We start from the raw sequence: 15,765 nt of genomic DNA on the forward strand, positions 1-15,765 counted from the left end.
CCAACCTCACCGCCACCAGATCCCGCACCACCCCCACCAGATCCCCACCCACCGACACCGGCCCCGCCACCACCTCACGCACAGGCTCGCCCCTGACGTCGAGGGCCGCCGCGGCCCGGATCCTCTTCGCCACGAACCGGCCGACCTCGGCGACCTTCGCCCCGTCGGCGTCGTAGAACTCCACAGCCAGCCGGATGAGTTCGTCGTCGCGATGTACCGACGCGGCCGGGACACGGACGAAGCAGCGGGTGCCGAGCGGGGCCGCCGCCCGGAACGACTCGAACACGAGCGGCAGGTACAGTCCCGCACCGTCGTTCCCCGCGTGCAGCATGCTGAGGGCCACACCCCCGCCGAGCAGCCCTGCCTCGAACAGTGCGGGGTGGAAGAGGAAGCCGTCGGCGCTGTTCTGGTACTCCGGGGCCAGTTCCAGTTCGGCGACCCAGTCCTCGGGCCGGTGGTGCACCTTGCCCTCGATCTTCATCATCCCGGAGTGCACCAGGTCGTACTGCCTGCACCAGGTGTAGATGTCGGTGAGCGGTGTGACCTGATGCGCCCCGGTGAGCGGCAGCGCCAGTCTCTCCCCGAAGGCGGAGGGCTCGCGCCGCCTTGCCCGCACCACGGCGTGCACGACGTCGTCGCCGTCGTTCGCCCGTCGGCTCCGCACCTCGATCCGCCAGCCCCCCGTTGCGGCGGGACGGCCCTCCACCGTGGTCAGCACCCGCTCGCCCGGGTTCGCGACGAGCGGCGCCAGAATGGCGATGTCGCGCAGTTCCACATCCCGCAACGCGTGACCGTGCCGCGCGAGAACCTGCAACACCAGATCGACATATCCAACGCCGGGCAGCAGGCTGCGCCCATAAACGACGTGTCCGGCCAGCAATGGGTTGTCGGCGGTAACGGTGAAGGTCTCGGTGAACGTGCGCGATTCGGTCATCGATATCCATTCCAGAAGATCGTCAAACCGGCTGGGGCGCCTGATTGCAGGAGCGGTCGGAGAAAGGCCCGGAGCGCATGGAAAAGACTCCGGTATCCCCATGCCGATTTTCGCTGCGGGCCAAGACGGTCGACGAATTCATCAGCCCAGCCCAAAGAGCGCCAACACCGTTGGCTCGGCACTGCCGAAGAAAAACCGCACCTGGGCAACACGGCCCAGATCCGTACACGGAAGACATGCCGAAGAGGCCGCTTTCCGGAATGTCCAGAAGCGACTCGGCTAAGTCCCGCAGAACTTCATCCTGACTCCCCCGTAAACTCGGCCGACATGGATGCCGGCTGACTCAACCCCGTAGCACTGGTCTTGTCGATGGGAGCCCCACGGCCACATCGCCCTGACGTCCAGTTTCCTGGAGCTTATCAGGACCCCGCCCCTCCAGATCAAGACCCAATTTCGATCGGCGGGTCCCGCACGCGCGGCATCGACGGTGCCAGGTCCGGTGTACAGCCGTGGAAGTCCGCCGACCGGCTCACCACCCGGTTCGCGCCGACTTCCCGGGTACGCCCTTCAACCTTTGCCGATCCAACCCGGAATTCAACATTCCGGAAATCCCCCGTGCTTGCGGTCGCCGCTTGGAATTCCGCCTACTGGTCCGTCGAGGGCCCGTGCGGTCGCGGAACCACGAGGGCTTCGCCGCGTCGGGAATCGTGGAGCCCCTGGTGCACACCCTCGACCCGGCGCAAGGCTCGGGCTGTGGGCCACGGGACGCGCCGAACCGCCCGGGCGCCCTCGGCCGGCCGCGTGGTGCCGGCACGCGACACCCAGGGCACAGGAGAGGCCCGGCCACCCGTCCGGCGGGCCTCTCCTGACGGGCCGTCATCAGACCGTGGAGTGGGCCCCGGGCAGCGCTTCGCCGAAGTCGATGTCCGAGTACCGGCGCTTGAGACCGGCGCCGGTTCCGCTGATCGTCGTCGATCCGCTGGTCACCGGTCCGGTCGCGGCCCCCCGGGCCGTCCACAGCAGGCCGTCGGAGTTCTCGCCGGGGACGCCGACCGCGACCTCCGCCCTGCCGTCCTTCGTGAGGTCGACCAGATGCGTGGCCGTGGCGAACAGGTCCCCGGCCTCGGCGGTTCCGGGCACGCCGCTGGTGTTCTGCGAGTAGGTGAGCGAGCCGGTCGTGGTGAGACCGGCGGCCGAACCGCGCAGCAGCGTCGCCTGCCCCGCGGCCCTGGCGGACCCCAGGGCCTCCCCGGGAGCACCGACCAGGACGTCGGCGTACTTGTCACCGTTGGTGTCCCCGACGCTGAGCGACGCCCCGAACTGGTCGCCGTCCTCACCGGTGCCGGGTACTCCGGCGGTGTCCTGGTGGATGACCTGCGGCTTCTGGTCGGGGGTGATGCCCTGGGGTCCGCCGTAGAGGACCTGGATCTCGCCGCCGCGGTGGGCGGGGGTGGAGCCGGACGTCAGGGACGCGTCGTAGGGCACTCCGGTGACCAGGTCGCCGTAGCCGTCACCGTCGATGTCGCCGATCCGGCCGGACAGGCCGTCGGCGAGGGGCAGTTCGGTGTAGGTGCCGTCGTGTCCCTCGGCGTAGACGGGGCCGCTGACGTCTCCGTCGGTGGGGCCGGGCAGCCAGAAGCGCTCGGCCCGTCCGTCGCCGTCGACATCTCCCATGACGACGCCGCGGTTGGTGCCCAGCTCGTTGACGAAGGTCCGCTTCGCCGGAGCGCCGGTGCGGGTGAACGGCCCGGTGTAGGAGGTGGCGCCGCAGTCGCCGGTGACTCCGACATCGGGGGCTCCGTCGCCGGTGACGTCCCCCACCGCGATGCCGGCGGCGAAGCCGCAGCCCTCGTCCAGTCCGGTGGGCGGTGGGACGGCCGCTCCGCCCTGGAGGCCGGAGGAGCTTCCCCACACCACGGTGAGCGAGCCGACGCCTCCCATGGTGCCCGCGGACTCGTCCGGGGTGCCGATCAGCAGGTCGGCGTAGCCGTCGCGGTCCAGGTCGGCGGAGGCGACCGCCGTGCCGAACCGGTCCCATTCCTCCGGGGCGCCGGGAATGCCGGAGGTGGCCTGGGTGATGACCGTGCGGCGGGAGGCCGAAACCCCGCTCGCCGAGCCGTACAGCACGACGACCGCACCGGCCGCGTCGACGGTGCCGTTGGCGGCGCCGGGCGCGCCGACGGCCAGGTCGCGGTAGCCGTCACCGTTGAAGTCGTCCTGTACGGCCGCCGTGTTGGCGCCCTTGTACGGCGCGTCGGCCGCTGCGGTACCGGCCGGCAGCGTGACGGCGGTGAGCGTGGCGGCCGCGCTGACGGCGATGGCGGAGGCGAGGAGTCGCGAGGTGGAGGTGCCCGGGGTGCGGACGGAGGGGCGGAACGGCATGACGGCTCCGGGTCGGGGGAGGGACAGGGCGGGGCGGGGGCGCGTCATGGGCCGGTCACCACGCTTCCGAATCGGGCGGCACCGGCCGAGCCGAGGCCCGCGCCGCCGGTGCTGACGCTGGTCGAGCCGGTCGCGGTGACGGACGTCGCCGAGCCACGCAGCGACCACAGGGCGCCCGCGCCGCCGTTCTCGCCGGGGGCGCCGACGACGAGATCCGCGTAGCCGTCCTTGTTGGTGTCGACGACACGCACGGCCGTCCCGAACGCGTCGCCCGCCTCCGAGGCGCCCGGAACACCGGGGCTGTTCTGCGTCCAGGTGCGGGCGTGGGCGGCGTCCAGTTCGCCCGTGGTTCCGCGTACGACGGTGACGGCTCCGCTGCCGCCGTTCTCGCCCGGGGCACCGATCACGAGGTCGGCCCGGCCGTCCTTGTCGGTGTCACCGATCGCGACCGAGGCGCCGAAACGGTCCTTCGCCTCGCCGGCACCGGCCACGCCCGGGGTGTCCTGGGTGATGGTCTGGACCCGGCTCGGCGAACCCCCGTACCCGGCGTCGTAGTAGATGGTGACCTGGCCGCCGAGTGAGGTGCCGGGGCTCTGCGAGGGGTCCTCGGGGTTGCCGATGACGAGGTCCAAAGAGCCGTTGCCGTTCAGGTCGCCGACCGCGGACGCGGTGCCCGCGGGCAGGCTGGTGCCCTCGAAGCCGGCCGGGTCGGCGAAGTACGTGCTGGGGTCGTCGCCGGTCCCGTCGTAGCCCCAGCCGCCGTCCGAGACACCCCGGCCGTGCACGATCAGGCGGTCGTCGTCGGTGTTGGGCAGGTCGATCGGGGTCATGGCCACGATGCCGTGAGCCGGGTTGAACGCGTAGCCGTTGCCGGAGGTGCCGGACTGCGCGGACAGGTCGGCCGGCATGAAGGTCACCTCGGCGTCGTTGGCGCCGACGGCGATCGACAGCTTGCCGTCGTTGACGGGGTTCAGGCCGTTGTAGGTGCCCACGGCCAGCGTCCGGCCGTACGCGTCGTGCGAGGTCGGCCACGGGTCGTCGACCGTCTTCGCCTTCGTCGGGCCGGACGCGGTGCCGTAGACGACCGTGACCGAGCCGCCGCCGTCGTCCCCGGCGACGTCCTCGCCGGGGGCGCCCACGACCAGGTCGCTGTACCCGTCGCGGTTCAGGTCGTACACGACGACGGCCGCGCCGAAGCGGTCACCGGCTTCGGCGGCTCCCGGAACGCCGGTGGAGTTCTGTGTCAGCACGGTGCGTCTGGAGGGATCGATGCCGTGCGAGGTGCCGTACAGGACGACCACGGCACCGGCCTTGGCGTGACCCGCCACCGCGGCGTCGGGGGCGGAGACCACGACATCACGGTAGCCGTCCTTGTTCACGTCGCCCGGCGTGCCGGCGGCGGCCTCGGCACTCGACATGACCAGCGGGGTGAGCCCGGAGGCGAGCAGTGTTGCGGACATCAGCAGAGTGCGTTTACGCACGGGGCTCCTCCAGAAAAGGTGCATCCGGAATAAAAGGGCGACGCACCGACCCACTTCAGGAGCCCTGCCCGGCACGGCATCGGCGGGATCGGCGCACACAAGACTTCTGGAGGGACGGGAGGGTTGTACGGGGACGGGGAGCTGCCAGGAATCAAGGACGGACAGCACGGAGACATCCCCGTGATCTCCGCCACTCCCCCCGGGCATCGACCGCCGTAGTCAGGCGACTCCGCTCGCGCATCGACGCGATGATGTGACCATCGCTATGCCAAACCTTCACCCGTCGAACACATTTCGGCTAGGTTGACGCACACCTGCTTGATCGCCGTCGCGACGGCACGGCGGGTAAAGCACGGAAGGAGAACGTCTTTTCTATGGCGCCGGAGCAGAACCTGGGGCTGGCGGGCAGCGAGCCGAGCCGTGACGAGGTCAGGCGACACATCAACAGCCTCTACGACCGGGCCGAGTCCGACACCGGGAACTTCAACGCGACCCGCGCCTGGGCGGCGGGAGCGAGCACCCGTGTCGACCCGGCCGGCGGCCGGGCACGCGGGGGTTCCGGCTCCGGCCTCGACTCCATCAAACAGCGGTGGTTCAACGTCGCTCGCGCCTCACTGGGCCCGACCGTCCCGGCCGTCCTGCCGGCCGACCGGCTGAGACCGCAGGCGGCCAAGAGCGCCTCCGCGGGGCCGGCGGTGCGCGCGACCGAATCCGCCGCCCCTGCCAGGGAGTTGGCACCCGGTCGTCCCGCGCCGGAGTTGCCGGCCGCCCCCGCAGGGCGGCCGGCCATCGGCCCGGCAGAGACCGCCGCCGTCCCGGCACTCGCCCTTGAGGCGGCACCGACCGCCGTGGCGCCGTCGGCGCCCGCGGTCGTGGCAGCGCCGGCCGAGACCGCGCAGGCCCTTCCTGCCGCGCCGACGACTCCGTGGCCGTCCCCGGAGGAAACGGTGTCGTGGCTGTCGACTCCCACGCCGGCTCCGGCACTGCCGTCCCCGACGGAAACGGTGTCGTGGACGTCGGCTCCCACGCCGCCGTCCCCGGAAGAAACGACGCCGTGGCTGTCGACTCCCACGCCGGCTCCCACACTGCCGACCCCAGAAGAAACCACATCGTGGACGTCGGCTCCCACGTCGGCTCCCACCGTGCCGTCCCCCGCGGAGCCCGCGGTCGGGTACGAGTCGCTGCCCTGGCAGGCGGCACCTGTTGCAGACCCACCGACCGCACCGACGACCGCCGACTTCGCGGCAGCCGACGGCGCCTGGGCCATGGGCCAGGGCGGGGGGACATACGCCCAGGGCGCGGGCGGCAGGGGTCCGACGGCGGTCGCCTTCGCCCGCGCGCAGACCGGCAAGCCGTGCCTCTGGGGTGCGACCGGGCCCGACTCCTACGACTGCGCCAGCCTCACCCAGGCGGCGTGGAGAGCCGCCGGGGTCGACCTCCCGCGCACCGCACAGGACCAGGCGCGTGCCGGGACGCCGGTCTCGCTCACCGACCTCCAGCCTGGCGACCTCGTCTTCTTCCATGCCGATGCCCGTCACGTCGGTCTGTGCACCGGTGACGGGATGATGGTCCACGCGCCCGCCCCGGGAGCCGTCATCCGCGAGGAACCGGTCCTCGCCGCCGTGGAGGCAGCCCCCGTCCACAGCGCCGTGCGCCCCGCCTAGGCCCCTGACACACGAGCGCCCCCGCCGGAAGACGGGGGCGTTCGCATACCTCACTTCATGTGGCTTCGTACCCGGCCACGCGGCTACCCGTGCCCGTTACGCATGGACGTGCCCACGCCGGTGTCCGCGCCCGTGCCCGCGACCGGTGAACAGCCGGTACAGCGCCAGGAGAATGACGGACCCGACGATGGCCGCGATCCAGGTGGACAGGTCGAAGAAGCCGTCGATCGAGTCGACTCCGAAGATCACCTTGCCCAGGAAGCCTCCCAGCAGCCCACCGGCGATACCGATGAGCATGGTGATGATGATTCCGCCCGGGTCCTTGCCCGGCATGATTGCCTTGGCAATCGCCCCGGCGAGCAGACCGATGACTATCCACGCGATGATGCCCATGACAGAACAACTCCTTGCTGTCGGCTCGCCGAACGAGTGTCCAAGCCGCACGTCGCCAAACCGCCTGCCCTGCCGAAGCGCCGATGCCCTGCCCCGCAAGGGGTCTGACGTGCAGTGACCAGCCCCGCTACGCCACCGCCTCCTGCGCCGGCGCCGGCGCCGTCTCGGTCCACTCGCCCGACTGGCGTTCGAACTGCGTCCGGTACAGCTGCGCGTACCGGCCGCCCGCCGCGAGCAGTTCCTCGTGGGTGCCGCGCTCCACGATCCGGCCGGCCTCGACGACCAGGATCTGGTCCGCCGCGCGGACGGTGGAGAGGCGGTGGGCGATCACCAGGGCCGTCCTGCCCTCCAGAGCCTCCGTGAGCGCCTCCTGGACGGCGGCCTCGGAGGTGTTGTCCAGGTGGGCGGTGGCCTCGTCGAGGATGACGACGCGCTGGCGGGCGAGGAGCAGCCGGGCGATGGTCATCCGCTGGCGCTCGCCGCCGGACAGGCGGTAGCCGCGTTCGCCGACCACCGTGTCGAGGCCGTCGGGCAGGGACCGTACGAGGTCGTCGAGGCGGGCGCGGGACAGGGCGTCCCACAGCTCGGCGTCGGTGGCGGTCGGGCGGGCCAGGAGGAGGTTGGCGCGCACCGTGTCGTGGAAGAGGTGGCCGTCCTGGGTGACCATGCCGAGGGTTTCGCGCAGGGACTGGGCACTCAGGTCGCGGACGTCGACGCCCGCGATGCGTACGGCGCCCTCGTCGACGTCGTACAGGCGTGGCAGCAGCTGTGCGATGGTCGACTTGCCCGCCCCGGAGGAGCCGACCAGCGCGACCGTCTGGCCGGGTTCGGCCCGGAACGTCAGGCCGTGCAGCACCTCGGTGCCGCCGCGTGTGTCGAGGGACGCCACCTCCTCCAGAGAGGCGAGGGAGACCTTGTCGGCCGACGGGTAGGCGAAACGGACGTCCGTGAACTCCACCGACACCGGGCCGTCGGGGACCTGCCGCGCGTCCGGCTTCTCCTCGATGAGCGGCCGGAGGTCGAGCACCTCGAAGACCCGCTCGAAGCTGACGAGCGCGCTCATCACCTCCACGCGCGCCCCGGCGAGCGCCGTGAGCGGCGCGTACAGGCGGGTCAGAAGCAGCGCCAGGGACACGACCGCGCCCGGCTCCAGGGTGCCGCGCAGGGCGAACCAGCCGCCGAGGCCGTAGACCAGGGCCAGTGCCAGGGCGGAGACGAGGGTCAGCGCGGTGATGAACGCGGCCTGGGCCGTTGCCGTGCGGACGCCGATGTCCGCGACCCGGCGGGCGCGCACCGCGAACTCCTCCGACTCCTCCTCCGGTCGGCCGAAGAGCTTGACCAGTGTGGCGCCGGGTGCCGAGAAGCGCTCGGTCATCCGGGTGCCCATCGCCGCGTTCAGGGCGGCCGCCTCGCGCTGCATGCGGGCCATGCGGCTGCCCATGCGCCGGGCCGGGATCACGAACACCGGCAGCAGCGCCAGCGCGAGCAGGGTGATCTGCCAGGACAGGGTGAGCATGACGGCGAGGGTGAGCAGCAGCGTGACCAGGTTGCTGACCACTCCGGACAGGGTGTTGCTGAACGCGCGCTGGGCGCCGATGACATCGTTGTTGAGACGGGAGACGAGCGCCCCCGTACGAGTGCGTGTGAAGAACGCGACCGGCATGCGCTGCACATGATCGAACACAGCCGTGCGCAGATCGAGGATGAGTCCCTCCCCCAGCGTCGCCGACAGCCGTCTGCCGAGGATGCCCAACGCCGCCTCCGCGAGGGCGATGAGGGCGATCAGCAGGGCCAGGCGTACGACCCTGCCCTCGTCGCCGCCCGTCACGATCGCGCCCACGACATGCCCGGCGAGGACGGGGGTGGCGACGGCGAGCAGCGCGGTCAGCACCCCAAGCACGACGAAAAGGGCGATACGGTGTCGGTGCGGGCGTGCGAAGGCGCCGATGCGGCGCAGCGTCGCCCGCGCGAAGGGGCGGCGTTCCTCCTGGGCGTTCATCACGCTGTGCAGCTGTGTCCACGCTGTGGTCTCCATGCTCATGGGAGAGAACGTAGAACCTCAAGCATCATTGAGGTCAATGCCCGATCCTCGGCCCCCGCTCAAGAGGTCCCCGACTCCCCCGCTCGCAGGCCCGGACTCCCCGCTCGAAAGCCCCGACTCCCCCGCGCAAAGGCTCCGATGACGCTTCCTCCCCAGCCGCTTCCCGTAGGTAAGCCGCCGTCTCCGCATTCGCAACCCGCCGTTGGTGCGGTGGGGAGAGCCTCTCAGGACGTGACAGCGGTACACCTCCCCGACAGCCCTCCGGGACGACTCCCCCGGCTTTCCCGTCGTGTCCCGGTCCGCAAGATCCTCTGCCTTCTGCCGCTCCTGCTCGTCACCGTGGTCGCGGTGCAGCACCGGTCCGTGCTCGCCGCGGGCTTCGCCCATCTGGGCACCGCCGAGTGGCCATGGCTGCTCGCGGCGGCCGGTGCGACCTGTCTGACCTGGGTCGCCGCCGCGTGCACCCGGCAGGGCGCGGTCGTCGAGCGGCTGCCCAGACGGCGGCTGCTCGCCACGCAGTTCGCGGCGGGGGCGGCCAACCACCTGCTGCCGACCGGGCTGGGCGCGAGCGCGGTCAACCTGCGGTTCATGACGGTGTGCGGGCTGCCGCTCGCCCGCTCGTCGGCCGCCCTCGCGCTGTATCTGCTGGCGGAGAGCATCGGCCGGCTGGCTCTGCTGGGCGCGCTGCTCGTCGCCTTCCCCGGCGCGCTGCGGCTCGGCGTCCTCCTGCCCGAAGGGGCGCTCGGCCCGCTGCTGCTGGCCGCCGGCCTGGTGCTGCTCGTGGCGGCGGGCACGCTGGCGTGCGTACGGCGGCTGCGGACGGCTGCGCTCTCCTTCCTGCGCACGGCGCTCGGCGAGGCCCGCTCGGTGCACACCCGTCCGTCCCGGGCGCTGGCGCTGTGGGGTGGTTCGCTCGCCTTCCCCGCGCTGCAGGCCTCCGTGCTGGTCCTGGTCGGGCTGGCCCTGGGTCTGCAGGTGCCGCCCGCACACATGGCGGTGGCGTACCTGGCGGCGACGGTCGCCGTGGCGCTGGTGCCCACGCCGGGCGGGGTCGGCTCGGTGGAGGCGGCGCTGGTCGTGGCGCTGGTGGCGGCGGGCGGCCCGGCGGCCGTGGCCACGGCGGTGGTCCTCGCCTTCCGGATCATGACGGTGTGGCTTCCGCTGCTGCCGGGGGCGTTGACGCTGGGGGCGCTGGTACGGCTGAAGGTCATCTGACCCGCGGCCCTCACCGGACATCACCAGGGCGGTGCCGGCCCGGGAGGCGTTCACGATGGGCCTCGCCAACCGGGTCGTGCCCACCGGTACCGCCCGTACCGAGGCCGAGGAGCCGGCCGCCGCGATCGCCCGGTTCCCCCAGTCCTGCCTGCGCTCCGACCGCGCCTCCGTGCTCGACCAGGAGGGGCTGGACGAGGAGACGGCGCTGCGGAGCGAACTCCGGCACGGCATGGGCGTGTTGGCCGAGAGCTGGAAGGGGCCGCCCGGTTCGCCTGCGGTGCCGGGCGGCACGGGTCGTTCACGGACGGGTCAGCCCCACCGCGTGCGTCTCAGCCGACCGTGACGCGCACCGGCCCGCCCTCGGGGTCGACGCGGGGTGTCCAGCGTGCCGACAGGGTCAGGGTGCGGTTCGGAACGGCGGAGAGCAACGGTTGGCGGTGCAGCCGGCTGCCGTCCTGGGTGACGTACAGGACCGGGCTGCGCAGCGGGGTCGCCGTGCGCAGGACGTACGGCCTGCGCACGGCCGGGGTGACACGGTTGGGGGCGATCCAGCGCAGGGGCGGGTCCACGAGCAGCGGAACGCCGACGGGCCAGCGCGCCTGCGCGAGCCACTCCCGTACGGCGGCTGCCGCGTGCGCACCCTCGCGGGTGGCCGTGGCCGCGCTTTCCACGGCGTGCAGCATGCTGCCGACGGCGAACACACCCGGGTGCGAGGTGCGCAGGGCGCCGTCGACCGCGGGGCCGCGGGTGCCGGAGTCGAGGGTGAGTCCGCCGCGCCGGGCCAGCTCGTGGTCGGGCATGAAGTCGCCCGTGAACACGACGGTGTCGCAGCGCAGGGTCGCCGCACGGCCGTCGCGGTGGCGGACGCGCACACCCGAGAGCCGTCCGTGGCCGAGGAGTTCGGTGACGGTGGTGTCGGTGAGGAGGGGCACGCGGCGACGGAGCCGGGCGTCCAGGGCACGGGCGGGTGCCGTCTGGGCGCAGGGCAGCTCCGTGACCAGGGCGACGACCTCGGCTCCGGCGGCCCGTACGGTGTCGGCGGCGGCGTAGGAGACGTCCTCCGCGCCGACGACCACCGCGCGGGTACCGATCCGCTGCCGGTACAGATGCACGGCCTGCTGGAGCTCTCCGGTGGTGTAGACGCCGGCGGGCCGGGTGCCGGGTACCAGGCGGGCGGCGCGGGGGCGTTCGCGGGCGCCGGTGGCCAGGACGACCGCCCTGGCCTCGATGGTCTCGGGGCCGGCCGGGCCGACGGTGGTGAGCACGAGCGGGCCCGCCCAGTCGAGGGCGGTCACTCCCGTCCGTACGACGGCTCCGGTGCGTACCGCCGCACCGGCGAGCAGACGGGCGTACGCCGGACCGGTCAGCGGACGCAGCCACGTGCCGAAGCCCCCGTGCGCGCAGTGCCTCGGCACTCCCCCGGCCTGCTGCTCCCGCTCCAGGACCTCGACACGGGTCCCGTCGGCGGCCAGCCGGGACGCGGCGGCGAGTCCGGCGGGACCGGCGCCGATCACCAGGACGTCGACCTGACGGGTCATGCCCGCGCCTCCTCGAACAGCGCCCGGACCGCCGCCCCGCAGGAGAAGCCCTGGCAGCGGCCCGCCCGCGCCCGGGTGCGGCGGCGCAGCCCGTCCAGGGTGCGCGGCGGGATCGTACTGGCGAGGGCGTCGCGGATCTCTCCGCGGGAGACGCGCTCGCAGTGGCAGACGAGGGTGCCGTACTCCGGATCCCCGGCGATGAGCTCGTGCCGCTGGTACGGGCGGGGGAAGGCGTCGCCGATGTTCGGCATGCGCACCGGCTCCAGTTCCCGCGCCGGGCCCGGGTCCAGCCCGGAGTCGGTGAGCAGGCCGGTGACGTGGGCGGCGATGGCGAGGGAGGCGGTCAGGCCGGTGGAGCGGATGCCGCCGACCGTGACGTAGGCCTGGCCGGGATGAGCGGCGATCTTGTAGTCGTCGTGCTCGGTGGCGGCCCGCAGCCCCGCGTAGACGGCGGTGACCTCCTCGTCGAGCAGCTCGGGCAGGATGCGGCGGCCCTTCTCCCGCAGCAGCGCGAGACCGTCGGCGGTCGAGCCGGTGGCGTGCTTGTCGTCCAGGTCCTCGGCGGTGGGGCCGAGCAGCACGTTGCCGTGGACGGTGGGGGCGACCAGGACGCCCTTGCCGAGGGAGGTGGGAACGGGCAGCAGGATGTGGCGGACCAGGCCGCGGGCGAGCTTGTCGTAGACGATCAGCTGGCCGCGGCGCGGGGTGACGGTGAAGTCGTGGTGGCCGAGCTGCCGGTCGAGCGTGTCGGCGTGCAGTCCGGCCGTGTTGACCAGCCATCGGGCGCGCAGGGTGCCCCGTGAGGTGGCGAGGACGTGCGTGTCGTTCTGACGGCTCACCCGGTGTACGGGGGAGTCGAGGTGGAGGTGGACTCCGTGGCGGACCGCCTGGGTGGCGTACGCCAGGGTCGTCGTCCAGGGGCAGACGATGCTCTCGCCGGGGACGTGCAGGGCGCCGAGGGCGCCGGGGCCGAGGTGGGGTTCGTGCGCGTACGCCTCGTCGGCGCCCATGATGCGCGTCGCGTGGTACTCGTTGCGCTCGGCCTTCTCCGCGAGGCGGGGCAGCGCGGCCAGCTGTTCCTCGTCCCAGGCCACGAGCAGCGCGCCGACCGGTTCGACCGGGATGCCCGACTCGGCGGCGTAGGCGGCCAGTGCGCGGGCGCCCTCGCGGACCAGCCGCGCCTCCAGTGAGCCGGGGGTCGCGTCGAACCCGGTGTGCAGGATGGCGGTGTTGGCCTTCGAGGTGCCCTGGCCGACGTCGTCCTGCGCCTCCACGAGGGCGACACGCAGCCGGGGGTGGCGGGCGAGGGCGCGGGCGGTCGCGCAGCCGACGACACCGGCGCCGACGATCGCCACGTCGTACGGCTCCGGCGGCAGCGGTCCTCGGGCCGTGACCGTCATACGGGCGTCCGGTCGAGCAGGGCGGTGACCGCGGAGCGGAACGCGGCCAGACGCTCGGCGGCCTCGTCGGCGCCGATTCTGGGCTCGTGGACCGCGGACGGCTTGCCGTCGGGCAGCGCCTCGGCCACCGTCAGCCCCGGCTCCGCGCCCAGCCGGGCCAGGGCTCCGGCGCCGAGCGCGGTGGCGTCCGGCAGCTCGGACACCTCGACGGGGCGTTGCAGCAGGTCGGCCTGGGTCTGCATGAGCAGCGCGGAGCGGGTCAGGCCGCCGTCGACGCGCAGGGTGACCAGCGCCTCGCCCAGGTCGGCCGCGGCGGCCTCGGCCAGTTCGGCGACCTGGGCGGCCAGCCCCTCGCACAGGGCGCGGACCAGGTGCCCGGGGGTGGTGTCGAGGCCCAGGCCGGTGAGGGAACCGCGCAGGTCGCCGCGCCACCAGGGGGCGGCGAGCCCGGCCAGTGCCGGTACGAAGGTGACGCCGCCGCTGTCGGGCACGGAACCGCCCACCGTGTCGAGGTCGGCGGGGCCCTGGATGACGCCGAGGCCGGTGAGCCAGCGCACGGCGGAGGCGGCCGTGTACACCTGACCGTCGAGGCAGTAGCTGGTGCGTCCGGCGAGCCGCCAGGCCACGCAGCTGACCAGGCCGGAGGTGCCGCGCCGGGGCGCGCCGCCGGTGGGAGCGAGGAGGAAGGCGCCGGTGCCGTAGGTGCACTTGGCGCCGCCGGGTGCCGTGATGCGCTGGGCCAGCAGGGCGGCCTGCTGGTCGACGGCGAGGCCGGTGAGCGGGATCTCGGGGCCGAAGGCAGTGGTCGTACCGACCAACTGCGCGTTGTCCACGACGTCCGGGAGCCGTTCGCCGGACAGGCCGTACAGGTCGAGTGCGCGCGGTGACCATTGCGCGTGGTCGAGGTCGAGGAGCTGGGTGCGGCCGGCGGTGGCGGCGTCGGTGACGTACGCGCCGGTGAGCCGGTGGATCAGCCAGACGTCGCTGGTGGTGACGACTCCTTCGCGGGTGAGGTGCCGTCGAATCCAGGCCATCTTCGGCGCGGCGAAGTACGGGTCCAGGGGAAGGCCGGTCAGCTGCCGTAACTCGGCCGCGGCTGGGGCGAGTTCGGTACACACCGGCTCGGCGCGGCGGTCCTGCCAGACGAGGGCGTCGGTCAGCGGGCGTCCGGTGTCCGGGTCCCAGGCGAGGACGGTCTCGCCCTGGTTGGCGAGACCCAGCGCCATGACGGGCTCGCCCGCCTCGGCGAGGGCGCGGCTCCCGGCGTCGACCACCGAGCGGTACAGCTCCTCCGGGTCGGCCTCCACCCGGCCACCGGGCAGGTGACGGGGATGGACGGCGGCGAACCCGCTGCCGAGGACGCCGCGTTCCGGGCAGACGACCAGGGCCTTGGTGCCGGACGTGCCCTGGTCGACGGCGAGCACCGGACCCCTCATCGCGTCCCTCCCGCTGGGTGATCACTGCCGCGCCAGCCTGCCGCCGGCGAGCACGCCGCGTCAAGCGGCGCTGACGCACGGTACGCCCGTCTGCTCGTAACGGAGTTCGAAAACGAGCCGGAAAACGGCGGAGATCCGGAACCTCCGCCTCTATAGTGGCCGACCGACCGAGCGCGCGACTCCTCAACTGCCGCCCAGAGGAGGGCTGTTTGTTACTCCACCCTGTCGTCCTGCCCGGTCCGCTCCCGGGAGCGGACGGGTGATGGCGAGAGAAGGAGCACGACCCGCGTACGATCCCGCCGGCCACGACGCCGCGCTGCGCGCCGCCTTGCAGGAGGTGCGGGCGGGGCGCTGGATGTCGATGCGCACCCTGCTCGACCAGACCACGACCTGGTGGCAGTGGACGCAGCGCACCCAGATCCTGGCGGCCGCGGCCGCCGGCACCGATGTGGTGCGGGCCTGGCTCAGGGAGGAGCCGCACAGCGTCCCGGCCACCGTGATGCACGCCCGGGTCGCGGTGGAACGCGCGTTACGGGCCCACCGCGAGCACCATCGCCACACCCACGAGCTGTGGCAGGAGGCGTGGCACGCGAGCGACGCGGCGACACGGGCCGCGCCGCACGACCCGGTGCCGTGGGTGTGTCTGCTGGCGCTGGCCCGACTGGACCCGGCGCAGCGCTGGGAGGAGCACCGGGTGGCACCGCCGGAGCCGATGCTTCCGGCGGGCCCGTGGGGACTGCTGGCCCAGGCCGGCAAGCGCGATCCGTACAACCGCGAGGCCCATCACCGGATGCTGCAGTTCCTGTACGCCCGCGGGACCTCGGGCCGGCTGGCGGAGGCGGCGGGCTACGCGCACTGGGCGGCCGATTCGGCCCCGCCGGGTTCCGCCCTGCACGTCCTTCCGCTGTACGTGCGGGTCGAGCGCTACCGCCGCTCGGGTGGTCGGGACGCCGCCCTCGACCTGCACTGGGTCGCCGAGGACGCCACCCGTGAGGCACGCCGGGCGTTCCACTCCTGGTTCGAGCTCAGCACGCCGGCCGAGCGTTCCCTGCCGGACCTCAACCACCTGGCCCACGCGCTGTGGGGCGCGCTGCAGTTTCCCGAGGCGGCCCGGGTCTTCGACGCGCTCGGCCCGTACTACACGCCCCTGCCGTGGGCCTACCGCGCCGCCGATCCGGGCGATCTCGCCCAGGCCGCGGGGGTCTTCCTGCAGGCCCGCAGCAGGTCCGCCGCCCGCCGCTGACGCGGACCGGCCCTGCGCTGCCGTCAATCCTTTTGATA

General features: G+C 73.1%; 11 protein-coding genes and 1 pseudogene. 4 read left to right on the top strand and 8 right to left on the bottom strand.

The features are described 5' to 3' along the window. The 3 genes from NW895_RS34455 to NW895_RS34465 all read right to left on the bottom strand — a co-directional run. Positions 1-934, bottom strand: a 934-nt coding sequence (locus tag NW895_RS34455) for a polyketide synthase dehydratase domain-containing protein (protein WP_289940720.1), incomplete at its 3' end; no start/stop codon positions are given. 879 nt (positions 935-1,813) lie between these two features. Next, positions 1,814-3,364: an FG-GAP-like repeat-containing protein gene (locus NW895_RS34460; protein WP_289940721.1), complete on the bottom strand. Its 1,551-nt coding sequence runs from the start codon at positions 3,362-3,364 to the stop codon at positions 1,814-1,816. Beyond that, positions 3,361-4,797 (bottom strand): hypothetical protein, encoded by a 1,437-nt coding sequence (locus tag NW895_RS34465; protein WP_289940722.1) that lies wholly within the window; start codon positions 4,795-4,797, stop codon positions 3,361-3,363. The genes NW895_RS34460 and NW895_RS34465 overlap by 4 nt, the downstream gene beginning before the upstream one ends. A gap of 374 nt (positions 4,798-5,171) precedes the next feature. Here NW895_RS34465 and NW895_RS34470 point away from each other — a divergent pair, with 374 nt between their 5' ends. Next, a complete protein-coding gene (locus tag NW895_RS34470; RefSeq protein ID WP_289940724.1) occupies positions 5,172-6,461 on the top strand; it encodes an NlpC/P60 family protein in 1,290 nt (429 codons plus the stop codon). Positions 6,462-6,557: 96 nt separating this feature from the next. Here NW895_RS34470 and NW895_RS34475 read toward each other — a convergent pair whose 3' ends face one another. Further along, positions 6,558-6,854 carry a GlsB/YeaQ/YmgE family stress response membrane protein gene (locus tag NW895_RS34475; RefSeq protein WP_289940725.1) on the bottom strand — a complete coding sequence of 99 codons (297 nt, stop codon included), beginning with the start codon at positions 6,852-6,854 and terminating at the stop codon, positions 6,558-6,560. Between the two features lie 127 nt (positions 6,855-6,981). Continuing rightward, positions 6,982-8,895, bottom strand: a complete 1,914-nt coding sequence (locus NW895_RS34480; protein WP_289940727.1) for an ABC transporter ATP-binding protein — start codon at positions 8,893-8,895, stop codon at positions 6,982-6,984. A 231-nt stretch (positions 8,896-9,126) separates the two neighbouring features. Here NW895_RS34480 and NW895_RS34485 point away from each other — a divergent pair, with 231 nt between their 5' ends. Next, a complete protein-coding gene (locus tag NW895_RS34485; protein ID WP_289940728.1) occupies positions 9,127-10,110 on the top strand; it encodes a lysylphosphatidylglycerol synthase domain-containing protein in 984 nt (327 codons plus the stop codon). 9 nt (positions 10,111-10,119) lie between these two features. Beyond that, positions 10,120-10,416 (top strand): annotated as a pseudogene (locus NW895_RS34490) (enoyl-CoA hydratase); the annotation flags it as partial. A gap of 23 nt (positions 10,417-10,439) precedes the next feature. Here the strand turns inward: NW895_RS34490 and NW895_RS34495 are convergent. From NW895_RS34495 to NW895_RS34505, 3 genes are read right to left on the bottom strand one after another with little or no spacing between them, the layout of a single operon-like run. Then, positions 10,440-11,648, bottom strand: coding sequence for an FAD-dependent oxidoreductase (locus NW895_RS34495; protein ID WP_289940730.1), 1,209 nt, complete (start codon positions 11,646-11,648; stop codon positions 10,440-10,442). After that, positions 11,645-13,048, bottom strand: a complete 1,404-nt coding sequence (locus NW895_RS34500) for an FAD-dependent oxidoreductase (RefSeq protein ID WP_289940731.1) — start codon at positions 13,046-13,048, stop codon at positions 11,645-11,647. The genes NW895_RS34495 and NW895_RS34500 overlap by 4 nt, the downstream gene beginning before the upstream one ends. Then, entirely contained in the window at positions 13,045-14,484 is a 1,440-nt protein-coding gene (locus NW895_RS34505; protein ID WP_289940732.1) for an FGGY family carbohydrate kinase, read from the bottom strand. Before NW895_RS34505 ends, NW895_RS34500 begins: the two co-directional genes overlap by 4 nt. A gap of 262 nt (positions 14,485-14,746) precedes the next feature. On the opposite strand from NW895_RS34505, the gene NW895_RS34510 reads away from it, so the two are divergent. Further along, positions 14,747-15,727 (top strand): hypothetical protein, encoded by a 981-nt coding sequence (locus NW895_RS34510; protein ID WP_289940734.1) that lies wholly within the window; start codon positions 14,747-14,749, stop codon positions 15,725-15,727. The last annotated feature ends 38 nt before the right edge of the window (positions 15,728-15,765 follow it).

Origin of the sequence: Streptomyces sp. S.PNR 29, assembly GCF_030386795.1 — a bacterium.
GTDB lineage: Bacteria > Actinomycetota > Actinomycetes > Streptomycetales > Streptomycetaceae > Streptomyces.

Coding starts and splice junctions, on each gene's coding strand:
- NW895_RS34460 (WP_289940721.1), bottom strand. CDS start 3,364: ATGACGCGCCCCCGCCCCGCCCTGTCCCTCCCCCGACCCGGAGCCGTC.
- NW895_RS34470 (WP_289940724.1), top strand. CDS start 5,172: ATGGCGCCGGAGCAGAACCTGGGGCTGGCGGGCAGCGAGCCGAGCCGT.
- NW895_RS34475 (WP_289940725.1), bottom strand. CDS start 6,854: ATGGGCATCATCGCGTGGATAGTCATCGGTCTGCTCGCCGGGGCGATT.
- NW895_RS34480 (WP_289940727.1), bottom strand. CDS start 8,895: ATGAGCATGGAGACCACAGCGTGGACACAGCTGCACAGCGTGATGAAC.
- NW895_RS34495 (WP_289940730.1), bottom strand. CDS start 11,648: ATGACCCGTCAGGTCGACGTCCTGGTGATCGGCGCCGGTCCCGCCGGA.
- NW895_RS34500 (WP_289940731.1), bottom strand. CDS start 13,048: ATGACGGTCACGGCCCGAGGACCGCTGCCGCCGGAGCCGTACGACGTG.
- NW895_RS34505 (WP_289940732.1), bottom strand. CDS start 14,484: ATGAGGGGTCCGGTGCTCGCCGTCGACCAGGGCACGTCCGGCACCAAG.
- NW895_RS34510 (WP_289940734.1), top strand. CDS start 14,747: ATGGCGAGAGAAGGAGCACGACCCGCGTACGATCCCGCCGGCCACGAC.